General features: G+C 71.6%; 20 protein-coding genes. 12 read left to right on the forward strand and 8 right to left on the reverse strand.

Annotation, left to right across the window (positions count from 1 at the left end; translation table 11 throughout):
* Positions 1–113: 113 nt before the first annotated feature.
* From OG410_RS36445 to rhaI, 6 genes are all read right to left on the reverse strand, one after another.
* Complete coding sequence (locus OG410_RS36445) at positions 114–794, reverse strand: LutC/YkgG family protein (RefSeq protein ID WP_329303045.1); 681 nt, start codon at positions 792–794, stop codon at positions 114–116.
* Positions 791–2,269 carry a LutB/LldF family L-lactate oxidation iron-sulfur protein gene (locus OG410_RS36450; protein WP_329303046.1) on the reverse strand — a complete coding sequence of 493 codons (1,479 nt, stop codon included), beginning with the start codon at positions 2,267–2,269 and terminating at the stop codon, positions 791–793. Before OG410_RS36450 ends, OG410_RS36445 begins: the two co-directional genes overlap by 4 nt.
* Complete coding sequence (locus tag OG410_RS36455) at positions 2,266–3,105, reverse strand: (Fe-S)-binding protein (protein ID WP_329303047.1); 840 nt, start codon at positions 3,103–3,105, stop codon at positions 2,266–2,268. The genes OG410_RS36450 and OG410_RS36455 overlap by 4 nt, the downstream gene beginning before the upstream one ends.
* A gap of 80 nt (positions 3,106–3,185) precedes the next feature.
* On the reverse strand, positions 3,186–4,676 hold the full coding sequence (locus tag OG410_RS36460; RefSeq protein WP_329303048.1) for a rhamnulokinase: 1,491 nt from the start codon (positions 4,674–4,676) through the stop codon (positions 3,186–3,188).
* A 5-nt stretch (positions 4,677–4,681) separates the two neighbouring features.
* Positions 4,682–6,721, reverse strand: a complete 2,040-nt coding sequence (locus OG410_RS36465; protein ID WP_329303049.1) for a bifunctional aldolase/short-chain dehydrogenase — start codon at positions 6,719–6,721, stop codon at positions 4,682–4,684.
* Positions 6,722–7,025: 304 nt separating this feature from the next.
* On the reverse strand, positions 7,026–8,186 hold the full coding sequence (gene rhaI, locus OG410_RS36470) for an L-rhamnose isomerase (RefSeq protein ID WP_329303050.1): 1,161 nt from the start codon (positions 8,184–8,186) through the stop codon (positions 7,026–7,028).
* Positions 8,187–8,550: 364 nt separating this feature from the next.
* Between rhaI and OG410_RS36475 the strand changes: the two genes are divergently transcribed.
* The 11 genes from OG410_RS36475 to sigJ all read left to right on the forward strand — a co-directional run bounded on the left by OG410_RS36475 (position 8,551) and on the right by sigJ (position 20,075).
* The gene (locus OG410_RS36475) at positions 8,551–10,068 is read left to right on the forward strand and encodes a sugar ABC transporter ATP-binding protein (RefSeq protein WP_329303051.1); all 1,518 of its coding nucleotides are present in this window, start codon (positions 8,551–8,553) and stop codon (positions 10,066–10,068) included.
* Between the two features lie 55 nt (positions 10,069–10,123).
* Positions 10,124–11,164, forward strand: coding sequence for an ABC transporter permease (locus OG410_RS36480; protein ID WP_329303052.1), 1,041 nt, complete (start codon positions 10,124–10,126; stop codon positions 11,162–11,164).
* On the forward strand, positions 11,157–12,152 hold the full coding sequence (locus tag OG410_RS36485; protein WP_329303053.1) for an ABC transporter permease: 996 nt from the start codon (positions 11,157–11,159) through the stop codon (positions 12,150–12,152). The genes OG410_RS36480 and OG410_RS36485 overlap by 8 nt, the downstream gene beginning before the upstream one ends.
* 37 nt (positions 12,153–12,189) lie before the next feature.
* Positions 12,190–13,275 carry a rhamnose ABC transporter substrate-binding protein gene (rhaS, locus tag OG410_RS36490; RefSeq protein ID WP_329303054.1) on the forward strand — a complete coding sequence of 362 codons (1,086 nt, stop codon included), beginning with the start codon at positions 12,190–12,192 and terminating at the stop codon, positions 13,273–13,275.
* Between the two features lie 97 nt (positions 13,276–13,372).
* A complete protein-coding gene (locus OG410_RS36495; RefSeq protein ID WP_329303055.1) occupies positions 13,373–13,693 on the forward strand; it encodes an L-rhamnose mutarotase in 321 nt (106 codons plus the stop codon).
* A gap of 122 nt (positions 13,694–13,815) precedes the next feature.
* Positions 13,816–15,240 (forward strand): BNR repeat-containing protein, encoded by a 1,425-nt coding sequence (locus OG410_RS36500; protein WP_329303056.1) that lies wholly within the window; start codon positions 13,816–13,818, stop codon positions 15,238–15,240.
* Positions 15,241–15,319: 79 nt separating this feature from the next.
* Positions 15,320–16,345 carry a LacI family DNA-binding transcriptional regulator gene (locus OG410_RS36505; RefSeq protein WP_329303057.1) on the forward strand — a complete coding sequence of 342 codons (1,026 nt, stop codon included), beginning with the start codon at positions 15,320–15,322 and terminating at the stop codon, positions 16,343–16,345.
* Between the two features lie 86 nt (positions 16,346–16,431).
* On the forward strand, positions 16,432–17,781 hold the full coding sequence (locus tag OG410_RS36510) for an alpha/beta fold hydrolase (RefSeq protein ID WP_329303058.1): 1,350 nt from the start codon (positions 16,432–16,434) through the stop codon (positions 17,779–17,781).
* Between the two features lie 141 nt (positions 17,782–17,922).
* Positions 17,923–18,204 carry a hypothetical protein gene (locus OG410_RS36515; RefSeq protein ID WP_329303059.1) on the forward strand — a complete coding sequence of 94 codons (282 nt, stop codon included), beginning with the start codon at positions 17,923–17,925 and terminating at the stop codon, positions 18,202–18,204.
* 80 nt (positions 18,205–18,284) lie between these two features.
* Positions 18,285–19,118, forward strand: coding sequence for an enoyl-CoA hydratase/isomerase family protein (locus tag OG410_RS36520; RefSeq protein WP_329303060.1), 834 nt, complete (start codon positions 18,285–18,287; stop codon positions 19,116–19,118).
* Positions 19,119–19,169: 51 nt separating this feature from the next.
* Positions 19,170–20,075, forward strand: a complete 906-nt coding sequence (sigJ, locus tag OG410_RS36525; protein WP_329303061.1) for an RNA polymerase sigma factor SigJ — start codon at positions 19,170–19,172, stop codon at positions 20,073–20,075.
* Positions 20,076–20,078: 3 nt separating this feature from the next.
* On the opposite strand, the gene OG410_RS36530 is transcribed toward sigJ, so the two are convergent.
* Positions 20,079–21,035: an SDR family oxidoreductase gene (locus tag OG410_RS36530; protein ID WP_329303062.1), complete on the reverse strand. Its 957-nt coding sequence runs from the start codon at positions 21,033–21,035 to the stop codon at positions 20,079–20,081.
* Between the two features lie 151 nt (positions 21,036–21,186).
* Between OG410_RS36530 and OG410_RS36535 the strand changes: the two genes are divergently transcribed.
* On the forward strand, positions 21,187–22,038 hold the full coding sequence (locus tag OG410_RS36535) for a pentapeptide repeat-containing protein (protein WP_329303063.1): 852 nt from the start codon (positions 21,187–21,189) through the stop codon (positions 22,036–22,038).
* A gap of 196 nt (positions 22,039–22,234) precedes the next feature.
* On the opposite strand, the gene OG410_RS36540 is transcribed toward OG410_RS36535, so the two are convergent.
* A complete protein-coding gene (locus tag OG410_RS36540; protein WP_329303064.1) occupies positions 22,235–23,713 on the reverse strand; it encodes a cytochrome P450 in 1,479 nt (492 codons plus the stop codon).
* Positions 23,714–23,749: the final 36 nt, after the last annotated feature.

A 23,749-nucleotide genomic window follows, 5' to 3' on the forward strand; every position in this document is an offset into this window, starting at 1 on the left:
GCGAGCCTGAACACAACCTGAACGGCCCGACGGAATGCCTGGTCAGCCCCGTGATCCCGGTGATACGAAAGGAGGTCGCGAGGGGTTCGCCGTGCTGCGGCGCGGCTCGTCCGTCACACTTCCCCGACCAGCACCACCTCCAGGGTGCGCGGACCGTGCACCCCCTCCACCCGGTCCAGTTCGATGTCACTGGTGGCGGACGGGCCCGAGATCCAGGTCAACGGGCGTGTCGGGTCCAGGCGTTCCATGGCCTGGGGGACGGAGGCCACCACCTGGCCGGGGACCCGGACGACGCAGATGTGGTGGTCCGGGATCAGGGTGATCCGGCGGCGGCCCTGGTCCGGGCCGCCGTCGAGGACGATCGTGCCGGTCTCGGCGATGGCGAGGGCGCAGCCGGTCACCACGCTCGTCACCTTGTCGAGCTCGCCGGGCGTGCTCACGGCACGGTCGTGGACCCGCGTGGGATCCGCCGCCGACATCCACTCCGGCGGTAGTCCCGGCGGAACGAGCACGTACTGGGGCCCGCGTTCGGCGAGCAACCGCATGACGACGTACGGCAGTTCCTCCTCGGTGGCGCGGTGCACGACCGCCCGGTAGTCCGCGAGGTTCTCCGCGAGGAGGTCCACCGTCTCCGCGAGGCTCCGCGCACCGTGCTCGCGCAGATAACTCCGGTCGACGGCCTGCTCGTACCGGAGGTCCCTCCCAGACTGTTCGGGCACGGGGGGAGTGCCGTCCCGGGGGACGTCCGCGAGGGCCCGGCGCACCCGGCCGAGGATCAGATCCCTGCTGCTCACTTCGTCGTGTCCTTTCCGCCGCGCGTACGCTGCCACCACTCGCGGAACGGCTCCGCCGGGACCGTGGGCAGATCACGGGTCCCGCTCCACGCCCGGCCGGGGCCCGGCAGGGTCCGCGGGTGGAAGCGGCGGGTCCGGGACGCCAGCCGCTGCCCGGCGCCCAGTGCGCCGGGGTGGCTGAACGCCCAGCGCGCCGCCCTCATCGCCGCCCGCTCGGCGGCGTGTCCCTTGGCCGGCTTCAGTACGACCGTGTTGCCGTCCCGGGTCGCCCGCCCGCCCTGCGCGATCCTCTCCCGCAGATGGACGAGGACTTCGGGGATGTCGATCGCGACCGGACAGACCTCGTAGCAGGCGCCGCACAGCGAGGAGGCGTACGGCAGGGAGGCGTCGATCTCGGACGCGGTGCCCCGGAGCTGGGGGCTGAGGATCGCGCCGATCGGGCCCGGGTAGACCGAGCCGTAGGCGTGGCCGCCCGCCCGCTCGTACACCGGGCAGACGTTGAGACACGCCGAGCAGCGGATGCAGCGCAGCGCCTGGCGTCCGACCTCGTCGGCGAGCGTGTCGGTGCGGCCGTTGTCCAGCAGGACCAGATGGAAGGCCCGCGGACCGTCCCCGTCCGTCGTGCCCGTCCACATCGAGGTGTACGGGTTCATGCGCTCGGCCGTCGAGGAGCGGGGGAGCGTCTGCAGGAACACCTCCAGGTCCCGCCAGGTCGGAACGATCTTCTCGATGCCCACGACCGAGATCAGGGTCTCGGGGAGCGTCAGGCACATCCGGCCGTTGCCCTCCGATTCCACGACGACCAGGGTGCCGGTCTCGGCGACCATGAAGTTGGCGCCGGAGATGCCGACCTTGGCGCGCAGGAACTTCTCGCGCAGATGCAGGCGCGCCGCCTCGGCCAGTTCGGCGGGGGAGTCGGTGAGTCCCTCGGGCGCGGCCCGGCCCCAGGCGCCCATCTCGCGGACGAAGATGTCCCGGATCTCGCCCCGATTGCGGTGGATCGCCGGGACGAGGATGTGCGACGGCCGGTCCTTGCCCAACTGCACGATGAGTTCGGCGAGATCGGTCTCGTACGCGTGGATGCCCGCGGCCTCCAGCGCCTCGTTGAGCCCGATCTCCTGCGTGGCCATCGATTTGACCTTGACGACCTCGCGCTCGCCGGTGGCCCTGACCAGTTCCGTGACGATCCGGTTGGCCTCCTCGGCGTCGGCGGCCCAGTGCACGACTCCACCGGCCGCGGTCACCGACTCCTCCAACCGCACCAGATAGCCGTCGAGATGGCGGAGCGTGTGATCCTTGATCCGCTTGCCGGCCTCGCGCAGTTCCGCCCAGTCGGAGACCTCGGCGACGGCCTTGGCGCGCTTGGTGCGGATGGTGTGGGTGGCGTGGCGCAGATTGCCGCGCAGGGTCGGGTTGTTGACGGCCTCGTGCGCCGCCTTCGGGAAGGCCGGCATGCCCACGAACGTTCCGCTCATGCGCTCGGCTCCTCTGCCGTCCTCGTGTTCTCGCGGGCTTCCGGGCCCGCGTCCTCGACCGTGCCCGATCCTGCTTCCGTGCCTGCCTCGCTGCCCGCTTCCGTGCTCGCCAGGATCTCCGCGATGTGCACGGGCCGCATCCCCGTCCTCAGGCGGCTCATCGTGCCGCCGATGTGCATCAGACACGAGTTGTCCGCGGCACACAGCACCTCGGCGCCCGTCGACTCGGCGTTGCGTACCTTGTCGGCGCCCATGGCCGCGGAGACGTCGGAGTTCTTGAGGGCGAAGGTGCCGCCGAAGCCGCAGCACTCCTCGGCGCCGGGCAGCTCCCGCAGCTCAAGTCCCCTGACGGCCCTGAGCAGTCGGAGCGGCCGGTCGCCGAGCCCCAGACCGCGCAGCCCGTGACAGGTGGGGTGATAGGTCACGGTGTGCGGGTAGTACGCGCCGACGTCCGTCACACCGAGGACGTCGACCAGGAACTCGGTCAGCTCGTACGTCCTCGGCACGACCGGCGCCAGTGTCCTGGCCAGGGTGTCGCCGCGTCCTTCCGCGCGGGCCCGTTCACCCATCCGCGGATAGAGCTCCCGCACCATCGCCCCGCACGATCCGGACGGCGTCACGATCGCCTCGTACTCCCCGAACACCTCGGCGAACCGCCGGGCGAGCGGCTCGGCCTCATGGCGGTAGCCGGTGTTGTAGTGCGCCTGGCCGCAACAGGTCTGCCCCATCGGGAAATCGACGTCGACACCCAGCCGGGTCAGCAGGTCCACCACGGCGCGGCCGGTGTCCGGATACAGCGTGTCGTTGACACAGGTCAGGAACAGGGCGACACGCATCGCGGCTCCTCGGGGTCGGTCGTGGACGGTTGCAGGGTACGCGGCGGTGTCCGCTTCATGGGCGTTTCATCCTCGGTGCCTCACGGTGTGCCGAGCCTCGCCTCGGCCGCGCGCCACGCCGCAGTGTCGCCCCGCGGCTCGTAGCGGCGCAGCGGCTGGGTGCGCGCCACCAGCTCGCGCATCTCGGCACGGTCGCCCACCAGTCCGTGCGCCCGCGCCTGGACGAGGACGTTGCCGAGCGCGGCCGCCTCCGCCGGGCCCGCCACGACCGGCAGCCCGCAGGCGTCGGCGGTGAGCCGGCACAGCAGCTCGTTGCGGGTGCCGCCGCCGACGATGTGCACGACGTCGACCGGATGTCCGGCGAGGGACTGCGCCCGCTCGATCGCCCGGCGGTGCGCGAGCGCGAGGGAGTCGAGGATGCAGCGGGTGATCTCGGCGCGGGACCCGGGCACCGGCTGCCCCGAGGCCCGGCAGGCCTCCGCGATCCGCGACGGCATCCGGCCCGGCGCGAGGAACGCCGCGTCGCCCGCGTCCACGACGGACCGCAGCGGCGTCACCCGGGCGGCGGCCGCGAGGAGTTCACCCAGATCGGGGTCGCCCCACTCCCGTACGCACTCCTGGAGCAGCCACAGACCCATGATGTTGCGCAGATAGCGGACCGTGCCGTCCAGGCCGAGTTCGTTGGTGAAGTTGGCGGCCCGGCTCGCCTCGGTGAGGACGGGGGCGTCCAGCTCCAGGCCGGCCAGGGACCAGGTGCCCGTGCAGATGTAGGCGAACCGCTCCCCGGTCGCGGGAACGGCGGCCACCGCCGAGGCCGTGTCGTGCGAACCGACCGTCGTCACCGGCACCGGGCCGGCCATTCCGGTCTCCTCCAGCACGCGCGGCAGCAGGGTCCCCGCCGGGTCGCCGGGACGGCGCAGCGGCGGGAACAGCCCCAGGTCGATGCCGAGTCGTTCCGCCAGGCCGTACGACCAGTCGCGGGTCCTCGGATCGATCAACTGCGTGGTGGAGGCGTTGGTGAGCTCGGTGCCCATCTCACCCGTGAGCCAGTACGCCAGCAGGTCGGGTACGAGCAACAGGTGCTCCGCCGAGGCGAGTTGGGCGGAAGAGCGGGCCGCCGTGAGCTGGTACAGGGTGTTGAAGGGCGCGTACTGGAGCCCCGTGGCCGCGTACAGGTCGGCGGCGGGCACGCTCGCCCACACCTTCTCCGCGACACCCTCGGTGCGGGCGTCGCGGTAGTGCACCGGGTTGCCGAGCAGTGCTCCGTCGGCGTCCAGCAGGCCGTAGTCCACCGCCCAGCTGTCGATGCCGACGGAGTCGACCTGCCCGGCCGCGCGCAGTCCGTCGAGGACACCCGCGTACAGCCCGAGGATGTCCCAGCGCAGCCCCTCGGGGACGCGGACGGGCCGGTTCGGGAAGCGGTGCGCCTCGGTCAGTTCGAGGGTGTCCGGGCCGACGCGGCCGACCATGACGCGCCCGCTGGACGCGCCGAGGTCGACGGCGGCGTAGGCACGCGCCGGGGCGGTGCGCGCGGTGGAGGCGCGCGGTGCGGAGGTGTGCGGGGCGTTCATCGACGTCACCGCAGGAAAGCGGCGGCGACGCCGGCGTCGACCGGGATGTGGAGCCCCGTGGTGTGCGTCAGGTCCCCGCCCGTCAGGGCGAACACGGCGGCCGCGACATGCTCCGGCAGCACCTCCCGCTTGAGGATGGTCCGCTGGGCGTAGAACTCGCCGAGCTTCTCCTCCTCGATGCCGTACGTCGCCGCCCGCTGTGCGCCCCAGCCGCCCGCGAAGATGCCCGAGCCGCGCACGACACCGTCCGGGTTGACACCGTTGACCTTGATGCCGTGTGCGCCCAACTCGGCTGCCAGCAGCCGCACTTGGTGGGCCTGGTCGGCCTTGGTGGCGGAGTAGGCGATGTTGTTCGGGCCGGCGAAGACCGCGTTCTTGGAGGCGATGTAGACGATGTCGCCGCCCAGCTTCTGCGCGATCATCACCCGGGCCGCCTCGCGCGAGACGAGGAAGGAGCCGCGCGCCATGATGTCGTGCTGGAGGTCCCAGTCCTTGGCGGTGGTCTCCAGGAGCGGCTTGGAGATGGAGATGCCCGCGTTGTTCACCACCAGGTCGACACCGCCGAAGGCCAGCACCGCGGCCTGGAAGGCCTCGGCGATCCGCTCCTCGGAGGTGACGTCCACGGCGACGGCGACGGCCTTGTCGGGACCGCCCAGTTCGGCGGCGACCCGCTCGGCGCCCTCGGCGTTCAGGTCGGCGACCACGACACACGCGCCCTCGGCCACCAGCCGCTCGGCGATGGCCCTGCCGATCCCGCTGCCCGCGCCCGTCACCAGGGCGACGCGGGTGGCGAGCGGCTTGGGCTTCGGCATCCGCTGGAGCTTGGCCTCCTCAAGGGCCCAGTACTCGATGCGGAACTTCTCCGACTCCTCGATGGGCGCGTACGACGAGACGGCCTCGGCACCGCGCATCACGTTGATCGCGTTGACGTAGAACTCGCCCGCCACCCGCGCCGTCTGCTTGTCCTTGCCGAAGGAGAACATGCCGACCCCGGGGACCAGCACGATCGCCGGGTCCGCGCCGCGCATCGCGGGGGAGTCGGGCAGCGCGTGCCGCTCGTAGTAGGCGGCGTACTCCACGCGGTACTCGGCGTGCAGTTCGGCGAGCCGGGCGACCGCTTCGTCGAGGGAGGCGGCCGGCGGAAGGTCGAGCACGAGCGGCCTGACCTTGGTGCGGAGGAAGTGGTCCGGGCACGAGGTTCCGAGGGCCGCGAGCCGTGAGTGCTCGGCGCGGGCGAGGAAGTCGAGCACCTCTTCGGAGTCGGTGAAGTGGCCGACCTGCGGGCGGTCCTGGGAGGCGATGGCCCGGATGTGCGGCGCGAGCGCGGCGGCCCGCTCGCGGCGGTCCCGCGCGTCGAGCGCCTCGTACCCCTCGACGGCGGGCCCGAACGGCTCCGCCTTCCCCCGCTCGGCCAGGAAGGCCTCGGCGGTGCGGATGATGTGCAGCGAGTTGCGCTCGCACTCCTCGGCGGTGGCGCCCCACGCGGTGATGCCGTGGCCGCCCAGGACACAGCCGACGGCCCCCGGGTTGGCCTCCTTGACCGCCGCGATGTCCAGCCCGAGCTGGAAGCCGGGCCGGCGCCACGGAACCCACACCACACGGTCGCCGAAGCACTCGGCGGTCAGCTTCTCCCCGTCGGCCGCGCAGGCGAGCGCGATCCCCGAGTCGGGGTGCAGATGGTCGACGTGCGGGGAGTCGACGAGTCCGTGCATCGCCGTGTCGATGGACGGCGCGGCGCCGCCCTTGCCGTGCAGGCAGTAGTCGAACGCGGCCACCATCTCGTCCTCGCGGTCGACGCCCGGGTACACCTCGGTCATCGCGCGCAGCCGGTCGAGGCGCAGCACCGCGAGTCCGGACTCGGTGAGGGTGCCGAGGTCGCCGCCGGACCCCTTCACCCACATCAGTTCCACGTCACCGCCGGTCACGGGGTCGGTGTCGGTGCCCTTCGCGGAGGCGTTGCCGCCCGCGTAGTTGGTGTTGCGGGGATCGGCGCCGAGCCGGTGCGACCGGGCGAGCAGAGCGGCGGCTTCGGGATGGGGTGCCATGTTCCAGGTCCTTAAGGAGAGGGTGTGGGTGCACTGGTGGACGAACCGAGGAGGAGCGCCCCGCCAGGGGCGCGGGGAACCGCGCGATCAGCCCAGGACGACCCGAGGCCCGCGACGGGCCTCGCGGGGCAGACGCGATACGGGGCTGGACCCTGGCCCGCGTGACAGACAGGGCGGGGCGTCGACCTTCAGGTCCCGTGCCCCGTGCCCCGTGGGCCGGAGGGCGGCGCCGGAGCCGACGTTCCGGCCCCGCAGGGGCGGCCCCCGGCGAGGGAGGAGGTGCCGGAATGGGGCCAGGGCCCCCCTAGGCCCCCCACCCCGCCTGGGTCCCCCCGACCCGCTCGGCGGCGATCCGCTCCGCCCACCCGGAGCGGCGGTACGCGGCCACCGGGTCGGGGTCGAGCCCCAGCTCCGCGCGGACCTCGGCGAGCAGCGGACGTACGTCCGTGTTGTACGCGTCCATCAGCACAGCGTTCGCGGCCAGCACGTCACCGGTCCGCTGAGCCTCGGCGAGCGCGGCACCGTCGACGAGGAGCGCCTTGGCCGTGGCCTCCTGCACGTTCATCACGGACCGGATGATCGCCGGGATCTTCGCCTCGATGTTGTGGCACTGGTCGAGCATGAAGGCGACGTCCGGGGTGAAGCCGCCGCCGCGGATCACCTCGTACATGATCCGGAAGAGCTGGAAGGGGTCGGCGGCGCCCACCATCAGGTCGTCGTCGGCGTAGAAGCGGGAGTTGAAGTCGAAGGCGCCGAGCTTGTTCTCGCGCAGCAGCGTGGCGACGATGAACTCGATGTTGGTGCCGGGGGCGTGGTGCCCGGTGTCGACCACGACCTGCGCCTTGGGGCCGAGCTTGAGGCAGTGCGCGTACGCGGTGCCCCAGTCGGGGACGTCCGTCGCGTAGAAGGCGGGCTCGAAGAACTTGTACTCCAGCAGCATCCGCTGGTGGTCGCCGAGTCGCGCGTAGACCTGCGCCAGAGCCTCCGCCAGCCGGTCCTGGCGTGCGCGGAGGTCGTCCTGGCCGGGGTAGTTCGTCCCGTCGGCGAACCACAGCTTCAGGTCCTTCGAACCCGTGGCGTCCATGATGTCGACGCATTCGAGCAGGTGTCCGACGGCCTTGCGGCGCACCGCCGCGTCCGGGTGGCAGACGGAGCCGAGCCGGTAGTCGTCGTCCTGGAAGGTGTTGGAGTTGATCGCGCCGAGCTTCAGGCCGCGCTCCTCGGCGTGCTTGGCGAGCGCCGCGTAGTCGTCGGTCCTGTCCCAGGGGATGTGCAGGGCGACGGTCGGGGCGGCGCCGGTGAACTCGTGCACCTTGGCGGCGTCGTCCAGCTTCTCCTGGGGGGTCCGGGGCACGCCCGGTTGCGCGAACACCTTGAACCGGGTCCCCGAGTTCCCGTACGCCCACGACGGCGTCTCGACGGCCTGGGTCTTGAGAGCGGCCTTCACCGCGGCGAACTCGGTCACTTCGGGACTCCTACGACTTCGAGGGGGACGGCTTGTCCGACGGCTTCCTGGACCGTTCGAGGCGGTGTCCCGGGGCGCTTCCCGAAGGACGCTCGGCGGGACGTCCGCCCATGCTGTTCAGCGGACTTCTGAACACATCCTCTGAAACGATTCAGTAGCTGAAGCTATGAGCACCCCGAAGGGCTGTCAACCCCTCCTGCGTGGAGCGATTGCCGTGACCCTGTTGTGACACAAGGCAGTCGAAGAATTTCGACACCAACCCATTGACGTGACCTGCGTCGCATGTCTAACGTCCCGGCAACCCAATTGAAACCTTTCACGACGCTGTGGGGGCCGTCCCGCCGGCGTCGTCGAGGAGCCCCTCATGACCCACCCGTCCGACACGGGACCGACCCCGGTGCTGGCGCTGAAGGACATCTCGAAGTCCTTCGGCGCCGTGCGCGCCCTGCGGGACGTGTCCCTGGAACTGTTCCCCGGCGAGGTGCACGCGCTCGCCGGAGAGAACGGCGCGGGCAAGTCGACCCTCATCAAGACGCTCGCCGGCGTGCACCGACCGGAGGCCGGCCAGGTGCTGCTGGACGGCGAACCCACCGTCTTCCACGGCCCCGCCGACGCCCGCGACGCGGGCATCGCGGTGATCTACCAGGAGCCCACGCTCTTCCCCGACCTCTCCATCGCCGAGAACATCTTCATGGGCCGTCAGCCCCGGCGGGCCCTCGGCCGCATCGACCACAGGGCCACCCACGCGGCGACCGCGGCCCTCATGAAGCGCCTCGGCGTCGAACTCGACCCCGAGCGCCCGGCGCGCGGACTGTCCATCGCCGACCAGCAGATCGTCGAGATCGCCAAGGCGCTCTCCTTCGACGCCCGCGTCCTGATCATGGACGAGCCGACCGCCGCCCTCACCGGCAGCGAGGTGGCCCGCCTGTTCGGCGTGGTCCGGGCGCTGCGCGAGCAGGGCTCCGCGGTGCTGTTCATCTCGCACCGGCTGGAGGAGATCTTCCAGATCTGCGGGCGCGTCACGACCCTGCGCGACGGAGCCCTGATCTCCAGCGAGCCGCTGGAGGGCATGACGGAGGACGACCTGGTCCGCCGGATGGTCGGCCGTGACCTCGACGAGCTCTACCCCAAGCAGGACGTCGAGGCGGGCGAAGTCGCCCTGAGCGTGCGCCGGCTGACCCGGGAAGGCGTCTTCACCGATGTCTCCTTCGACGTCCGGCGCGGCGAGATCGTCGGACTCGCCGGCCTCGTCGGCGCGGGCCGCACCGAGGTCGCGCGCTCCGTGTTCGGCGTGGACCGCTGGGACGCCGGGGAGGTGGAGGTGGACGGCCGCGCGCTGACGAACGGCGCCCCCTCCACCGCCATGGCCGCCGGGCTCGCCCTCGTCCCCGAGGACCGGCGCGCCCAGGGCCTGGTGATGGACATGTCCATCGAGCGCAACATCGGGCTCACCGGGCTGCGTACGACGGTCAGGGCGGGCCTGATGGACCGCGGGGCCGAGCGCAGCCGCTCCCTCGACTGGGCGGTCAGGCTCCAGGTGAAGTACGCCCGGATCGCCGACACCGTCGCCACGCTCTCCGGCGGCAACCAGCAGAAGGTCGTCCTCGCCAAGTGGCTGGCCACCGGCCCCAAGGTGCTGATCGTCGACGAGCCCACCCGCGGCATCGACGTCGGCACCAAGGCCGAAGTGCACCGCCTGCTCAGCGAGTTGGCCGCCGACGGGGTGGCCGTCCTGATGATCTCCTCCGATCTGCCCGAGATTCTCGGCATGGCCGACCGCGTCCTCGTGATGCACGAGGGCCGGATCACCGCCGAGATCCCCCGCTCCGAAGCCACCGAGGAATCCGTGATGGCCGCCGCCACCGGGAGGGCCGCCGCATGACAGCCATCGAGAGGGCTGCCCGAATGACCCCGATCATCCCCCGGAGGGCCGCCGTATGACGGTGACCGCGCCCACGCCCGCCCCCGCCACCGAGGTGCCCAGGTCGAGCGGCGCCCGGCTGGTGGACCGCGTCTTCAAGATGCGCGAACTCGCCATCCTGGCCGTCTTCCTGGTGATGATCGCCGTCACCCAGATGGGCAACAGCGAGTTCCTCTCCGAGCAGGGCGTCAAGGACCTGCTGCTGAACGCGACCATCCTCGTCCTGGTCGCCACCGGCCAGTCCCTGGTCGTCGTCACCCGCAACGTCGACCTGTCGGTCGGCTCGACCCTCGGCATCAGCGCCTTCGCGGCCGGCACCTGTCTGCAGGGCGGCGGCAACCCCGTCGTCGCGGTGTCGCTCGCGGTGCTGCTCGGCGTCGGCTGCGGACTGGTCAACGGCCTGCTCGTCAGCCTCGGCCAGGTGCCCGCCCTCGTCGTCACCCTCGGCACCCTCTACATCATCCGCGGCATCGACTCCATCTGGGTCGGCTCCCGTCAGATCACGGCGGCCGATCTCCCCGGCGGCTTCGTCGACTTCGGCTCCGGCGGCATCTCGGCGGTCCCGTATCTCGCCCTGATCGCCCTGGCCGTCCTGGTGGTCGCCGCGTACTACCTCAAGCACTTCGGCAGCGGCCGCGAGCTCTACGCGCTCGGCTCCAACCCCGAGGCCGCGCGGCTGGCCGGCATCCCGGTCCGGAAGCGCATCCTGACCGCGTACGTCGTCTGCGGCGGACTTGCCGGACTCGCCGGCGCCCTGTACCTCGCCCGGTTCGGCAACGTCGACTCCGGCACCGGCACCGGATACGAACTGACCGTCGTCAGCGCGGTCGTGGTCGGCGGCGTCGTCTTCACCGGCGGCTCCGGCAGCGTCTACGGAGCCGCACTCGGTGCCCTGCTGCTGACCTCCATCAACAGCGTGCTGCCCGCCCTCGGCGTCAGCTCCGTCTGGGTGCTCGCCATCAACGGCGTCCTGCTCATCCTCGCCATCGCGGTCGACCGGATCGTCGCGCTGCGCGTGGCCTCCGCCCTGAAGAAGAGGAACGCCCGCCATGGCTGACTCCGCTCTCGCGCGCGCCGTCCGCTGGGACACGGTCGTCGGCGCCCTCCTCATCGTCCTGCTGCTCTTCTCCTTCTCCTTCGTGGACGGCTTCGGCAACGCCCTCAACCTGTCGTTCCTGATCGGCAACACCCTGCCGATCGCGCTGATCGCCCTGCCCATGACCCTGCTCGTGGTGGCCGGCGAGATCGACCTGTCCGTCGCCTCCACGGCCGGGCTCTCCGGCTCGGTGATGGGCGCCCTGTGGAACCAGGGCATGGCGATCGAGACGATCATCCCGCTCTGTCTGGTGCTCGGTGTGGTGTGCGGGCTCGTCAACGGCCTGCTCGTGACCCGGCTCGGACTGCCCTCGCTCGCCGTCACCATCGGCACGCTCGCCGCCTACCGGGGCATCGCGCAGATCGTCCTCGGCTCCGACGCGGTCACCGACTTCCCCACCCAGTACCAGGACTTCGCGGCCGGACGGATCGGGGACACCTTCGTCCCGCAGGCGCTCCCACTCTTCCTGGTGCTGCTCGCCGTCGCCGTGGTCGTGCTGCACGCCACCCCCTTCGGCCGCTCCGCGTTCGCGACCGGTGCCAACGAGGAGGCCGCCCGGTTCGCCGGCATCCGGGTCAAGCGGCAGAAACTGCTGCTGTTCGTCGCGACCGGCTTCATGGCCTCCCTGACCGGCGTGTTCTGGGCCCTGCACTACGCCAGCGCCCGCTACGACAACGCCACCGGGCTCGAACTGTCCGTCGTGGCCGCCGTCCTGCTCGGCGGTATCGACTTCGACGGCGGCAGGGGCACGCTCGGCGGCGCCATAGCGGGAGTCTTCCTGCTCGGCTCGCTGCAGAACGTGATGAGCCTCCTCAACGTCTCCGCGCAGTCGCAGATCGTCGTCACCGGCGTCCTGCTCGTCGTCTCCGTGCTCGGCCCCCGGGTCGGGCGCCAGATCTCCGTGGCGAGGGCGGGCCGCAGAGCCGCCGCCCCGACTCCGATTCCGTAACCCCGCTCCGCTCACCCTCGTAAAGGAACCCTCACCCATGCGCAAGTCATCGATCCGCCGCACCTGCGCGGCGCTCGCCGCCGTCACCTCCCTCGCCCTGGCCGTCACCGCGTGCGGTGGCACCACCAAGAACGACGTCAAGGACTCGGGCGGCTCCAACGCCGCCGCCGGTGCCAAGGCGGACCCGAACGCGGCCACCAAGAAGGGGCTCACGGTCGGCTTCCTGCCCAAGGCGGTCAACAACCCGTACTTCACCTCCGCGGACAAGGGCGGCGAGAAGGCGCTGACCGAACTGGGCTCGAAGTACAAGGAGGTCGGCACCAGCAGCGCCACCGACACCAGCGGCCAGGTGAGTTACGTCAACACCCTCACCCAGCAGCAGGTCGACGCGATGGCGGTCTCCGCGCAGGACCCGGGCGCCCTGTGCACCGCGCTCAAGCAGGCCATGACGAACAAGATCAAGGTCGTCACCTACGACTCCGACACCAAGGCCGACTGCCGCAACGCCTTCGTCTCGCAGGCGAGCGCCGAGGACCTGGGCCGCACCGAGGTGCAGCTGCTCGCGGAGCAGATCGGCTACAAGGGCGAGATCGCGATCCTGTCCGCCGGGCAGACCGCGACGAACCAGAACACCTGGATCGACTTCATGAAGGAGGAGCTGAAGGACCCCAAGTACAAGGACGTGAAGCTGGTCAAGGTCGCCTACGGCAACGACGAGGCCCAGCTGTCCTTCCAGCAGACCCAGGGCCTGCTCCAGGAGCACCCCAAGCTCGCCGGGATCATCTCCCCGACCACCGTCGGCATCAAGGCGGCCGCCCAGTACCTGTCCGGCTCCAAGTACAAGGGCAAGGTCAAGCTGACCGGCCTCGGCACCCCCAACGACATGCGCAAGTACGTCAAGAACGGCACCGTCGAGGGCTTCGAGCTGTGGGACCCGGCCAAGCTCGGCGAGCTGGCCGCCCGTACAGCTGTGGCGCTGTCCTCGGGTCAGATCACCGGCAAGGAGGGCGAGACCTTCAAGGCCGGCGACATGGGCTCGTTCACCATCGGCAAGGACGGCGTGATCAGCCTCGGCAAGCCGACCGTCTTCGACGCGAAGAACATCGACCAGTTCAACTTCTGACGGTCCGGCCGCCGGTCCGCCGACGTCCTCACGCTCCGGCGTCGTGACGGTCCGCCCGGTCCGCCCGGTCCGGCTCGCAGGCCCCGGAGGGTCATCGATGCAACGTGTGTGCTTTCTGCTGAAGGTCCGTGCGGACCGCCTCGACGAGTACCGCGAGCGGCACGCCGCCGTGTGGCCCGAGATGCTCGACGCCCTCTCGGCCACCGGGTGGCACAACTACTCGCTCTTCCTGCGCGAGGACGGCCTGCTGGTCGGCTACCTGGAGACCGAGGACTTCGCGGCCGCGCAGGCCGCCATGGAAGCCACCGACGTCAATGCCCGCTGGCAGACGGAGATGGCGCCGTTCTTCACCGCGCTGGACGGCGCCAGACCCGACGAGGCCATGAAGCCCCTCACCGAGGTGTTCCACCTCGCGTGAACGCCCGAGGTGTTCCGCCTCGGGTGAACGTCCGGGGTGTTCCGCCTCGCCCGGAACAGCCTGACCGACTTGCTCGAACAGCCCCGACCCACCCGCCCGCAGTCCGATCGAGGAGCCCGTACATGAGACGACGCACCGTACTGACGACGGCCCTGCTGGGCGCCGTGGCAGGCCCCGCCCTCACCGCGCAGACGGCGAGGGCGGCCGTTCCCGGCCCCTCCGTCACCCAGTCCGGCACTTCCCAACTCGATTCCCAGGCAATCTACTTCGTCTCCTACGACGGACTGGTCAACAACAACTCGTTCCAGAAGAACGGCCTGTTGACCTACCGTGGCTACCAGTACGCGGCCTGGTACACCGCCGACCGCAGTGCGGTCGTCGCCCGCCGTGCGCTCGGCGCCACCACCTGGTCCAGGATCACGCTCGGCCACAAGCTCAAGAGCAACGACTCCCACAACGTCATCTCCATGGGAGTCTCCCGGACCGACGGCCGGCTGCACCTGAACATGGACTCGCACAGCGACGGCTTCTTCTACGTCAGATCGGTGGCCGGGCTGCTCGACAGTCCCGCCTCGACGGCCTGGACCTCAGCCGTCCTCGGGGCCGTCCAGACCTCCCTGGACGGCCTCGCGCTCACCACGCAGTTCACCTATCCGCAGTTCGTCGCGACCCCGGAGGGCCGCCTCCAGCTCAGCTACCGCGTCGGCGTCTCCGGGAACGGGCGCAACGCCCTCGCGGAGTACGACGGTTCGTCCTGGACCGCGCTCGGCGAATGGTCCGCCTCCACCGGGACCTACACCAGCGCGCACGGGTCGAGCACCGCCCGCAACATGTACCTGCACGGGATCGACTACGACGTGAACGGCCGGCTGCACTCCTTCTTCACCTGGCGCGAGCAGAACGCCGCCGTGATGTGCAACGCCGGCGGCATCACCAACCACGACACCGGCTACGTCTACTCCACCGACCGGGGCCGCAACTGGCGCAACGACGCGGGCACTCTCGTCGGCACCACCGGAACCTCGGGCACCGTCGCCGTCACCGACGCCGGACTCGTCGTCGACTCCCTCGACCCCGACCACTCCCTGATGAACCAGGAGAGCCAGGCCACCGACTCGGCAGGGCTGCCGCACGCGATCATCAGCTATGTGCCCGGACGCTTCGGCCAGTGCACCACCAACTACGTGACGGACCGCACCGCCAACGGCCGGGCCTTCCACCTGCGCAAGAACTCCTCGGGCGGCTGGACCAAGACCGAGATCCCGGTCGCCCTGAACTCCAGCCAGCGCACCAGACTGGTCCTGGACCGGTACGACAACGCCTACGCGATCCTGCCGTTCGGGCGGATCGCGGGCGCCTCGAAGGCCTCCGGGCACACCGACTGGAAACTCCTGTTCGACGGCGCCGGCCTGAACGCCTTCGGCGAGGTCGTCATCGACGAGACACGCGTCCCACAGGACGGAACGCTGTCCGTGATGTACCAGGAGAAGGCCGGCGGGACCACGCCCTCGGCCCTGCACGTCATCGATTTCCGGCTGCCCTCATGACCGCTGTCCGCGGCCCGCTCGCGGGTAATGTGAGGGCCTGCCCGCCGCTGTTCGCTCTTCTCCCGGAGGTTCCCGCCTGATGGCCCAGTCGGTGGGTATCAAGGACGTCGCCCGTGCCGCCGGAGTCTCCGTCGGCACGGTCTCGAACGTGATCAACCGCCCCGACTCGGTGGCCTCCGAGACGAGGGCACGCGTCCTGTCCGCCATCGACCGGCTCGGCTATGTACGCAGCGAGTCCGCACGCCAGCTCCGGGCCGGGCGCAGCCGGATCATGGGGCTCCTCGTCCTCGACATGGGCAACCCGTTCTTCGTGGACGTCGCGCGGGGCGCCGAGCGCGCCGCGCGGGAGGCCGGACTCGGGGTGATGGTCTGCAACAGCGCCCAGTCCCCGAGCGAGGAGGCCGACTACCTGTCGCTCTTCGCCGAGCAGCGGGTGCGCGGGGTGCTGCTGACGCCGTCCGACGCGAGCGGACGCAACATCGAGGCCTTCCGCCGCAACGGCATCCCCTTCGTCCTGGTCGACCGGGTCGCCGAGGGCACCACCGAGTGCTCGGTCTCGGTCGACGACGTGGCGGGGGGCGCGCTGGCTGTCCGGCACCTCGTGGACGCCGGACACCGCTCGATCGCGTACGTCAGCGGACCGCCCGGACTCAGCCAGGTGAGGGACCGCCGTACGGGCGCTCTGCACGCCCTGCGCGAGGCGGGCCTCGGCCCGGAGAACCTGCGCGAGCTGCCCACCGAGCGTCTCGACGTGGCAGCGGGGCGCGACGCCGGCGCCCGGCTCCTCGGCCTCGCCGAACGGCCCACCGCCGTCTTCTGCGCCAACGACCTGCTCGCCCTCGGTCTCCTGCAGGCCATGTACGCGGCCGGGGTCGGTGTGCCCGACGACCTCGCGATCGTCGGCTACGACGACATCGAGTTCGCGGCCGCCGCCGCCGTCCCGCTCACCTCCGTGCGCCAGCCGGCCGTGACCATGGGCGCCCTCGCGGCCGAGCTGCTCCTGGAGGAGATCGACGCGGAGGCCACGTCCGCGCCGCACGAGCACCGCCGGGTCGTGCTCCAGCCGGAACTGGTGGTGCGTCACTCCAGCCTGGCGGCGCGCTGATCAGCGGTTCAGTTCCCCGTCACCGGACTGCTGAGTCACTGTTCAGTTCATTTTCCCGATCCCCGGCCGCGGAGCCCGGGCGAGATGTGCTCAACTGGGACGCAGCCTGGAATCCGTACGTCTCGGGAGACCTGTTGACCGTCAGCTACCGCCAGCCCGGTGTCGTCCTCACCGACCACCGCTTCACCGTGCCTCTCGACCACGACCGACCTGCGGGCGAGACCATCGAACTGTTCGCCCGCGAGGTCGTCGCGAGCGACAAGACGCACCAGAATCTGCCGTGGATGGTTTACCTCCAGGGCGGCCCCGGCTTCGGGGCGAATCGTTTCGTCGGCCGTCAGGCCTGGCTCGACCGGGCCCTGAAGGACTTCCGTGTCCTGCTGCTCGACCAGCGCGGCACCGGACACTCCACGCCCGCCAACCGGCAGACGCTGCCGCTGCGCGGCGGCCCCCGCGAGCAGGCCGACCACCTCGCGCTCTTCCGCGCCGACTCCATCGTCCGGGACTGCGAGGCCATCCGGCCCGGACTCACCGGTGGAGCGCCCTGGACGGTCCTCGGCCAGAGCTTCGGCGGCTTCTGCAGCGTGCGCTACCTCTCCAGCGCCCCCGAGGGCCTGAGCGCGGCCGTGATCACCGGCGGCCTGCCCTCCCTCGACGGGCACGCCGACGACGTCTACCGCGCCGCCTACCCGCGCATCGAGCGCAAGGTCGCCGCGCACTACGCGCGCTACCCGCAGGACGTCGAGCGCGCCCGCCGAATCGCGGAGTACCTGCTCCAGCACGAGCCGGTGCTGAGCGGCGGCTACCGCCTGACCGCCGAGGCCTTCCAGTCGCTCGGCATCCTCCTCGGCGGCAGCGACGGCAGCCACCGCCTGCACTACCTCCTGGAGGACGCCTTCGTCCGCACCCCGCAGGGTCCGGCGCTCTCCGACGCCTTCCAGGAGGACGTCCAGGGGCTGCTCTCGTACGCGGGCCACCCCCTGTACGCGCTGGTCCACGAGGCCTGCTACGCCCAGGGCGGCCGCCCCACCGCCTGGTCCGCCGAGCGGGTGCGCGCCGAGTTCCCCCAGTTCGACGCGGCCAAGACGCTCGCGGACGACGGACCGCTGCTGTTCACCGGTGAGTCCGTGCACCCCTGGATGTTCGAGAACGACCCCGCGCTGCGCCCACTGCGCGACACCGCCGAGGAACTGGCCACCCGTACCGACTGGGCGCCGCTGTACGACCCGGCCCGCCTCGCCGTGAACGAGGTACCGGTCGCGGCGGCGGTCTACCACGACGACATGTACGTCGACACCGGCCATTCCCTGCGTACCGCCCGCGCCGTCCGGGGTCTGCGCACCTGGGTGACCGACGAGTTCGAGCACGACGGAGTACGGGCAGGCGGCCCGCGCGTCCTGGACCGACTGCTGGCGCTCACGCGCGACGAGGTCTGACAGGTCCGCACCCCGCGCCGTCCGGCCTCCTCGACGGGATCCGCCGGACGGCGCAGCCGTGTCCGTCACCGGTCGCAGACGACCGGACGCGGACATGGCGTCGCAGACGGCATGAAGTCGTCTGCGGATCGAGGGACCGGCATGACTGTTCTGGTGCAGAACCAGAGTGCGGCGTGGAACCAGCAGCTCTACGACACCATTTTCGAGCGGGTGATCCCGGACCGCGCGAAACCGCCCGCCGGGCTCGTCGCCCACTACGGCGCGCCCCTCGCGTCGGGCGGCTTTCAGGTCGTCGACGTATGGGAGTCGGAGGACGCCTACCGGCGGTTCGAGGCGGAGGTCATCGCGCCCGCCGCGCAGGACCTCGGCCTGCCCCCGTTCGACACGACCGTGGTCGAGATCCACAACTCCCTCGTCGTGTAACGGCGTTCCTCGACCCCTTCATCCGGCAGGCGGCGCCTCCTAGGATTCTGACGGACCGTCAGAGTCTTGAGGGGGCAGGCATGATCGACACCACCCGCACGGACATCCCGGTGGGCGAGGAACAGCTCCGGCTCGACGTCGAGGGCGGGATCGGCGTCCTCACCCTGTGCAGGCCGGCGAAACTCAACGCGTGGAGCTGGGAGTCCACACGCCAACTCGGCCTGGTCGCCGAACGGATCCGCTTCGACCCGTCGGTCCGGGCGGTCCTCCTGCGGGCCGAGGGGCGTGCCTTCTGCGCGGGGATCGACGTGAGTGCCCCCGGCGGCGCGATCACCGGCCGCTCGGGTGCCGAGCGCGCCCGCGCCTACTACGAGGGGATCCGCTGGGCCCATGAGCGCTTCGCGGCGTTCGCGCGGCTGCCGCAGCCCGTCGTCGCGGCCGTCCAGGGCTACTGCCTCGGCTTCGGGTTCGAGCTCGCGCTGATGGCGGACATCAGGATCGCCTCCCACGACGCCGTGTTCGCCCTGCCCGAGGCGCAGTTGGGTCTCGCCGTGGACGCCGGCGGGGACCTGCGGATCGCCCGCGAGGCGGGTGCCGGGTGGGCGAAGTTCCTCGCGCTGACAGGCAGACGGCTGGACGCGACGACGGCCGAACGCCTGCACCTCGTCCAACTCGTGACGGAAGAAGCCGCGTTGGACGAGACGGCCCGAGCCGTCGCCGCGGAGATCGCGGCGAACGCGCCGCTCGCCGTGCAGGCCGTCAAGCACGACATCGACGCCTACGCCGAGGCCCCGCTGACCGCCGCTCTCGACCGCGCCGCCCTGTCGGCCGCGCTCACCCTCACCTCCGACGACGCGGGAGAGGGGTACGCGGCCAAGGGCGCCCGCCGCGCGCCCCGCTTCGAGGGAAAGTGACCCACGTGTTTTGATCGAACCCTGTTGCGTACGACGAGGCAGGGGGGACCGATGCACGACAGTGAACTTCTCGCGGACAGGTTCGAGGAGCACCGGGGCCGGCTGCGAGCGGTGGCCTACCGGATGCTGGGATCGCTGAGCGAGGCGGAGGACGCCGTCCAGGAGACGTGGCTGAAGCTCGGCCGCACCGACCCGGACGAGATCAGGAACCTGGGCGGCTGGCTGACCACCGTGACCGGCCGGGTGTGCCTGGACATGCTGCGCTCCCGCGCCGCGCGCCGCGAGGACCCGCTCGAACCGTCCGGCACCTTCGTCCCCGACCCGGTCGTCAGCACCCTGGACCGGATCGACCCCGAACAGGAGGTGCTGCTGGCCGATTCGGTCGGGCTCGCCCTCCTGGTCGTCCTGGAGACCCTGGAGCCCGCCGAGCGGCTCGCGTTCGTGCTGCACGACATGTTCGCGGTGCCCTTCGACGACATCGCGCCCATCGTGGGCCGGAACCCGGCCGCGACCCGTCAGCTCGCCAGCCGGGCACGCCGTCGCGTCAAGGGAGCCGCTCCCGAGCCCGAGCGGGACGTCATCCGGCAGCGGGAGGTCCTGGACGCCTTCCTCGCGGCGTCACGCGGCGGGGACTTCGAGGCGCTCGTCGCCGTCCTCGATCCCGATGTCGTGCTGCGCGCCGACGCCGGCGCGCTGGTCGGCGGTGTGACCGTGTCCAAGCTGGTGCGCGGCGCCGAGGCGGTGGCAGGGCAGGCGCTGGCCTTCCGCCGGTTCGCGGCGAGTTCGCGGCTCGTCCAGGTCAACGGGGAGGCGGGTGTCGTCGCGATCGTGGACGGCCGGCCGCAGTCGGTCATGGGTGTCACCGTCGCCGACGGCCGGATCGTCGCGATGTACATCCTGGCCGACCCCGAGCGGCTCGCCCGTCTCGATCTCGGTGGGGCGAAGCCGGGGGAGTGACGGTCAGCCGGTGAAGGGACCACGCCCCAGCTGGTCCCGCACCGGCGTGACCGGCGGGGCGACCAGATCTCTGCGCTGCCAGTTGGCGCCGTCGACCACCAGGGTGTGACCGGTGATGAAGCGGGCGTAGGGAGACGCGAGGAAGGTGGCGGCCCAGCCGAGTTCACGGGGTGCGCCGACACGCAGGGCCGGCTGCCGCCGGCCGAGCGCGTCGGACACCTCGTCCCGGGCGTGACTGTCCCCGTCCGGGCCGTCGCCGTCGTCCTCGGCGTTCGCGCCGACCGTGCCGGCCGCGGCCCGGGCCAGGTTGCCGCGGATGTCCTCCGTCATGTCCTCGTGCGGCATCAGTCCCGGTACCAGACCGTTGACCTGGATGCCGTACGGTCCCCACTCGACGGCCAGGGTCCGCACGAGGCTCTCCACGCCGGCCTTGGCCGCCGCGCTGTGCGCGAAACCGGGGCCGCCGGTCCAGGCGTAGGACGCGCCGACGTCGATGACCGACCCGGGCGTGCCCGCCGCCAGATGCCGCCGCCCGAACTCACGGGTCATCAGAAACGTTCCCGTGAGGGTGATGTCGACGACGGCCTGCCAGGCGTTCGGAGACATGTCCTCGGTGGGGACGGGGAAGTTGGCGGCCGCGTTGTTGACCAGGACGTCGGGCAGCGCGCATCCGTCGAACACCTCGGAGACGCGCTTCGGATCCCGGATGTCACAGACCGCGGACCTGACCCGGGTGCCCAGCTTCGCCAACTCCGCGCGGGCAGGGGCGAGATGCCGCTCACGGCGGCTGACGATCAGAAGATCGGCGCCCAGCCGGGCGAACTCCGCCGCGATCGCCCACCCGAGTCCGGTGCCGCCACCGGTGACCAGCACGAGCGAGCCGTCGTACGTCCCGGCGGGCAGGGCGCTCGCGCCCAGCGGGGGAGGGGCGGGGAGGCCGGGGAGCGCTGTGGAGTCCATGGCGGTCTCGATACCCGGTGCCGCCGCGGAACATCCGGACGGGGCGGGCGCGGAACATCCGGACGGGGAGGGCGAGGAACACGCGGCGCCGGGTCGGGGACGTCAAGTCGGCTCGGTTCAGGGCACGTCCGGGCTGAGTAGGCTGGAGATCATGCACGAGTACGGCAGCACCTCCCCCGACCCACGATCCGAACTGCGAGCCGACTGTGACCGGTGTTTCGGGCTGTGCTGCGTCGCCCTGCCCTTCGCCCGCTCGGCCGACTTCGCGATCGACAAGGGCGCGGGCGAGCCCTGCCCGAATCTGCGGAGCGACTCCCGGTGCGGCATCCACACCCGGCTGCGGCGGACGGGCTTCACGGGCTGCACGGTCTACGACTGCTTCGGCGCCGGGCAGCACGTCTCCCAGGTGATCTTCGGCGGCGAGGACTGGCGCTCGGGGTCCGAGGAGCGTGCCCGGCTGATGTTCGACGTGTTCCCCGTCGTGCGCCACCTCCACGAACTGCTCCGGTACCTGAGCGAGGCCTTGACGCTCCCCGCGGCGCGTCCGGTGCACGACGACATCCGGCGCCTGATCTCCACGACCGAGCGCCTCACCCGGCAGACCCCGGAGGAACTGGCCGCGCTGGATGTGGGCCCGCACCGGCAGAAGGCCGGCGAACTGCTTCTGCGGGCCAGCGAACTCATGCGCGCGAGCGCCGGCGGGGGCAGGAGGAAGGACCGGCGTGGCGCGGATCTGATGGGCGCTCGCCTCAAGGGCGCCGACCTGCGCGGTGTGAGCCTGCGCGGGGCGCTGCTCATCGCCGCCGATCTGACCGGGGCGGATCTGCGCGGCGCCGATCTGATCGGCGCCGACCTCCGGGACGCCGACCTCACCGACGCCGATCTGACCGGGGCCCTCTTCCTCACCCAGCCGCAGCTCGACGCGGCCCGCGGCAGCGCCGGCACCCGGCTCCCGGAATCGGTCGGCCGCCCCGGCCACTGGACCGGGACCGCTCACAGCTGAGGGGGACTTTCCGAGCCGGGGGACCTCCCGGCCGGGAGCCGGGACACACCCTCGGGACGTACCCCCGGGCCGAGAGCCCGGACGTACCCCCGGGCCGGGAGCCCGGACGTACCCCCGGGCCGGGAGCCGGGACACACCCCCGGGACACACCCCCGGGCCGGGAGCGGGACACACTCCCGGGCCGGGAGCGCGGGCCTCACTCGGCCGTCCCGGCCAGGGTCGCCGCCCGCCCCGGCACGACCGGCGCGCGCCGTTCGAGGTGCAGGCGCAGCCCCTCCGGCATCAGGGTCAGCCGCTCGGCCACCCGCAGCCGGTAGCCGGGGTCGGACCGCAGGTCGTAGCGGCGCAGCAGCAGTCCGAGGACCAGCGTCGCCTCGTGCAGCGCGAACTGGCGGCCGATGCAGGCGCGCGCCCCGGTGCCGAACGGCTTGAAGGTGTGCGCGGGCCGGGCCCGTACCGCCTTCGCGTCGAAGCGGTCCGGGTCGAACCTCTCCGCGTCCGCGCCCCACACCTGCGGGTCGCGGTGCAGCATCGCGGTCAGGACCAGCGCCCACGCCCCCCGCCGCATCGGGTGGACACCGCCGAGCAGGGTGTCGTCCCGGGCCTCGCGGGCGAACGCCGGAGCCGTCGGCCACAGGCGCAGCGACTCGTCGAGGACCCGGCGGACGTAGCGGAGCTTGGCGACCTGCTCGTAGCCCGGCCGGTCCGTGCCGCCCCAGACGCGTTCGACCTCGGCACGCGCGCGGGCGGCGGCCTCCGGGTGCCGGGAGAGGTAGTGCAGGGCGAAGGACAGGGCGCCCGAGGTGGTCTCGTGCCCGGCGATCAGGAAGGTGATGACCTGGCGGCGGATGTTCTCGGGGGTGAGCCGCTCCCCGGTCTCGGGGTGTGCCGTCTCCAGCATGCGGTCGAGCAGGTCGCCCTCGCCGCCGGCCCGGCGGGAGGCCACCACGGCGTCGACCGTCCGGTTGAGGTAGGCCATGTCGGCCGCGTTGCGCCGGGAGGCGCCCCGCAGCAGGAGCGGTGCCAGCGGGACCGGGACGACGTTGAGGCGCTGCGCGTAGGTCAGCGTGCCCACCATCGCGTTCACGAAGGGGTGCGGGCGGGAGCGCTCGAAGGAGGCGAAGTCATGGCCGAAGCCTGTCCTGGCGATCGTCTCCAGGGTCAGCTTCGTCATGTCACCGGGCACGTCCACCGCGCGGCCCGCGGCCTGCTCCCGGTCCCAGTGGTCAGTCAGCCGCTCGGTCACGGCCAGCATCATCGGGTGGTAGCCCTCCATGGCCTCGCGGCTGAAACCGGGGGCGAGGACGTCGTGCGCGAGCTGCCAGTTGGGCTCGTGGTTGTAGGCGGTGAACAGTCCGTCGCCGGCGACCGGACGGAGGTTGGCGACTCCCAGGCCCACGTGTTTCGCGAACCGTGCCTCGTCGGCCAGTTCGGCGGCGAGGTCCGCGCCCCAGACGAAGACGATCTCGTTGCGGAAGGCCCGGCGCCGGAAGATCGGTCCGAGCCGCTTCCCGAACTTCATGGAGTCCTGGAGCGGGGAACGGACGCCGGCGCCGAGCACATCGCCGACCAGGGGGACGCGGCGCGGCGGGTGCGGGATGCGGTGCAGCTCCGGCCAGCCCAGTTCCGCGCTGCGGAACCCCCTGGGCCGCGCCGCCTCCATCGTCTCCGCCATGACGCCATCTCCCTTGTGACTCGGGCAGGTTGAGTC

The organism is Streptomyces sp. NBC_00659, from assembly GCF_036226925.1.
In the GTDB taxonomy this organism is placed as follows: Bacteria; Actinomycetota; Actinomycetes; order Streptomycetales; family Streptomycetaceae; genus Streptomyces.

Bases quoted from the DNA above. Each gene is read 5' to 3' on its own strand.
- OG410_RS36450 (WP_329303046.1), bottom strand. From the start codon at position 2,269: ATGAGCGGAACGTTCGTGGGCATGCCGGCCTTCCCGAAGGCGGCGCAC.
- OG410_RS36455 (WP_329303047.1), bottom strand. From the start codon at position 3,105: ATGCGTGTCGCCCTGTTCCTGACCTGTGTCAACGACACGCTGTATCCG.
- OG410_RS36460 (WP_329303048.1), bottom strand. From the start codon at position 4,676: ATGAACGCCCCGCACACCTCCGCACCGCGCGCCTCCACCGCGCGCACC.
- OG410_RS36465 (WP_329303049.1), bottom strand. From the start codon at position 6,721: ATGGCACCCCATCCCGAAGCCGCCGCTCTGCTCGCCCGGTCGCACCGG.
- OG410_RS36475 (WP_329303051.1), top strand. From the start codon at position 8,551: ATGACCCACCCGTCCGACACGGGACCGACCCCGGTGCTGGCGCTGAAG.
- OG410_RS36480 (WP_329303052.1), top strand. From the start codon at position 10,124: ATGACGGTGACCGCGCCCACGCCCGCCCCCGCCACCGAGGTGCCCAGG.
- OG410_RS36485 (WP_329303053.1), top strand. From the start codon at position 11,157: ATGGCTGACTCCGCTCTCGCGCGCGCCGTCCGCTGGGACACGGTCGTC.
- rhaS (WP_329303054.1), top strand. From the start codon at position 12,190: ATGCGCAAGTCATCGATCCGCCGCACCTGCGCGGCGCTCGCCGCCGTC.
- OG410_RS36495 (WP_329303055.1), top strand. From the start codon at position 13,373: ATGCAACGTGTGTGCTTTCTGCTGAAGGTCCGTGCGGACCGCCTCGAC.
- OG410_RS36500 (WP_329303056.1), top strand. From the start codon at position 13,816: ATGAGACGACGCACCGTACTGACGACGGCCCTGCTGGGCGCCGTGGCA.
- OG410_RS36505 (WP_329303057.1), top strand. From the start codon at position 15,320: ATGGCCCAGTCGGTGGGTATCAAGGACGTCGCCCGTGCCGCCGGAGTC.
- OG410_RS36515 (WP_329303059.1), top strand. From the start codon at position 17,923: ATGACTGTTCTGGTGCAGAACCAGAGTGCGGCGTGGAACCAGCAGCTC.
- OG410_RS36520 (WP_329303060.1), top strand. From the start codon at position 18,285: ATGATCGACACCACCCGCACGGACATCCCGGTGGGCGAGGAACAGCTC.
- sigJ (WP_329303061.1), top strand. From the start codon at position 19,170: ATGCACGACAGTGAACTTCTCGCGGACAGGTTCGAGGAGCACCGGGGC.
- OG410_RS36530 (WP_329303062.1), bottom strand. From the start codon at position 21,035: ATGGACTCCACAGCGCTCCCCGGCCTCCCCGCCCCTCCCCCGCTGGGC.
- OG410_RS36535 (WP_329303063.1), top strand. From the start codon at position 21,187: ATGCACGAGTACGGCAGCACCTCCCCCGACCCACGATCCGAACTGCGA.
- OG410_RS36540 (WP_329303064.1), bottom strand. From the start codon at position 23,713: ATGGCGGAGACGATGGAGGCGGCGCGGCCCAGGGGGTTCCGCAGCGCG.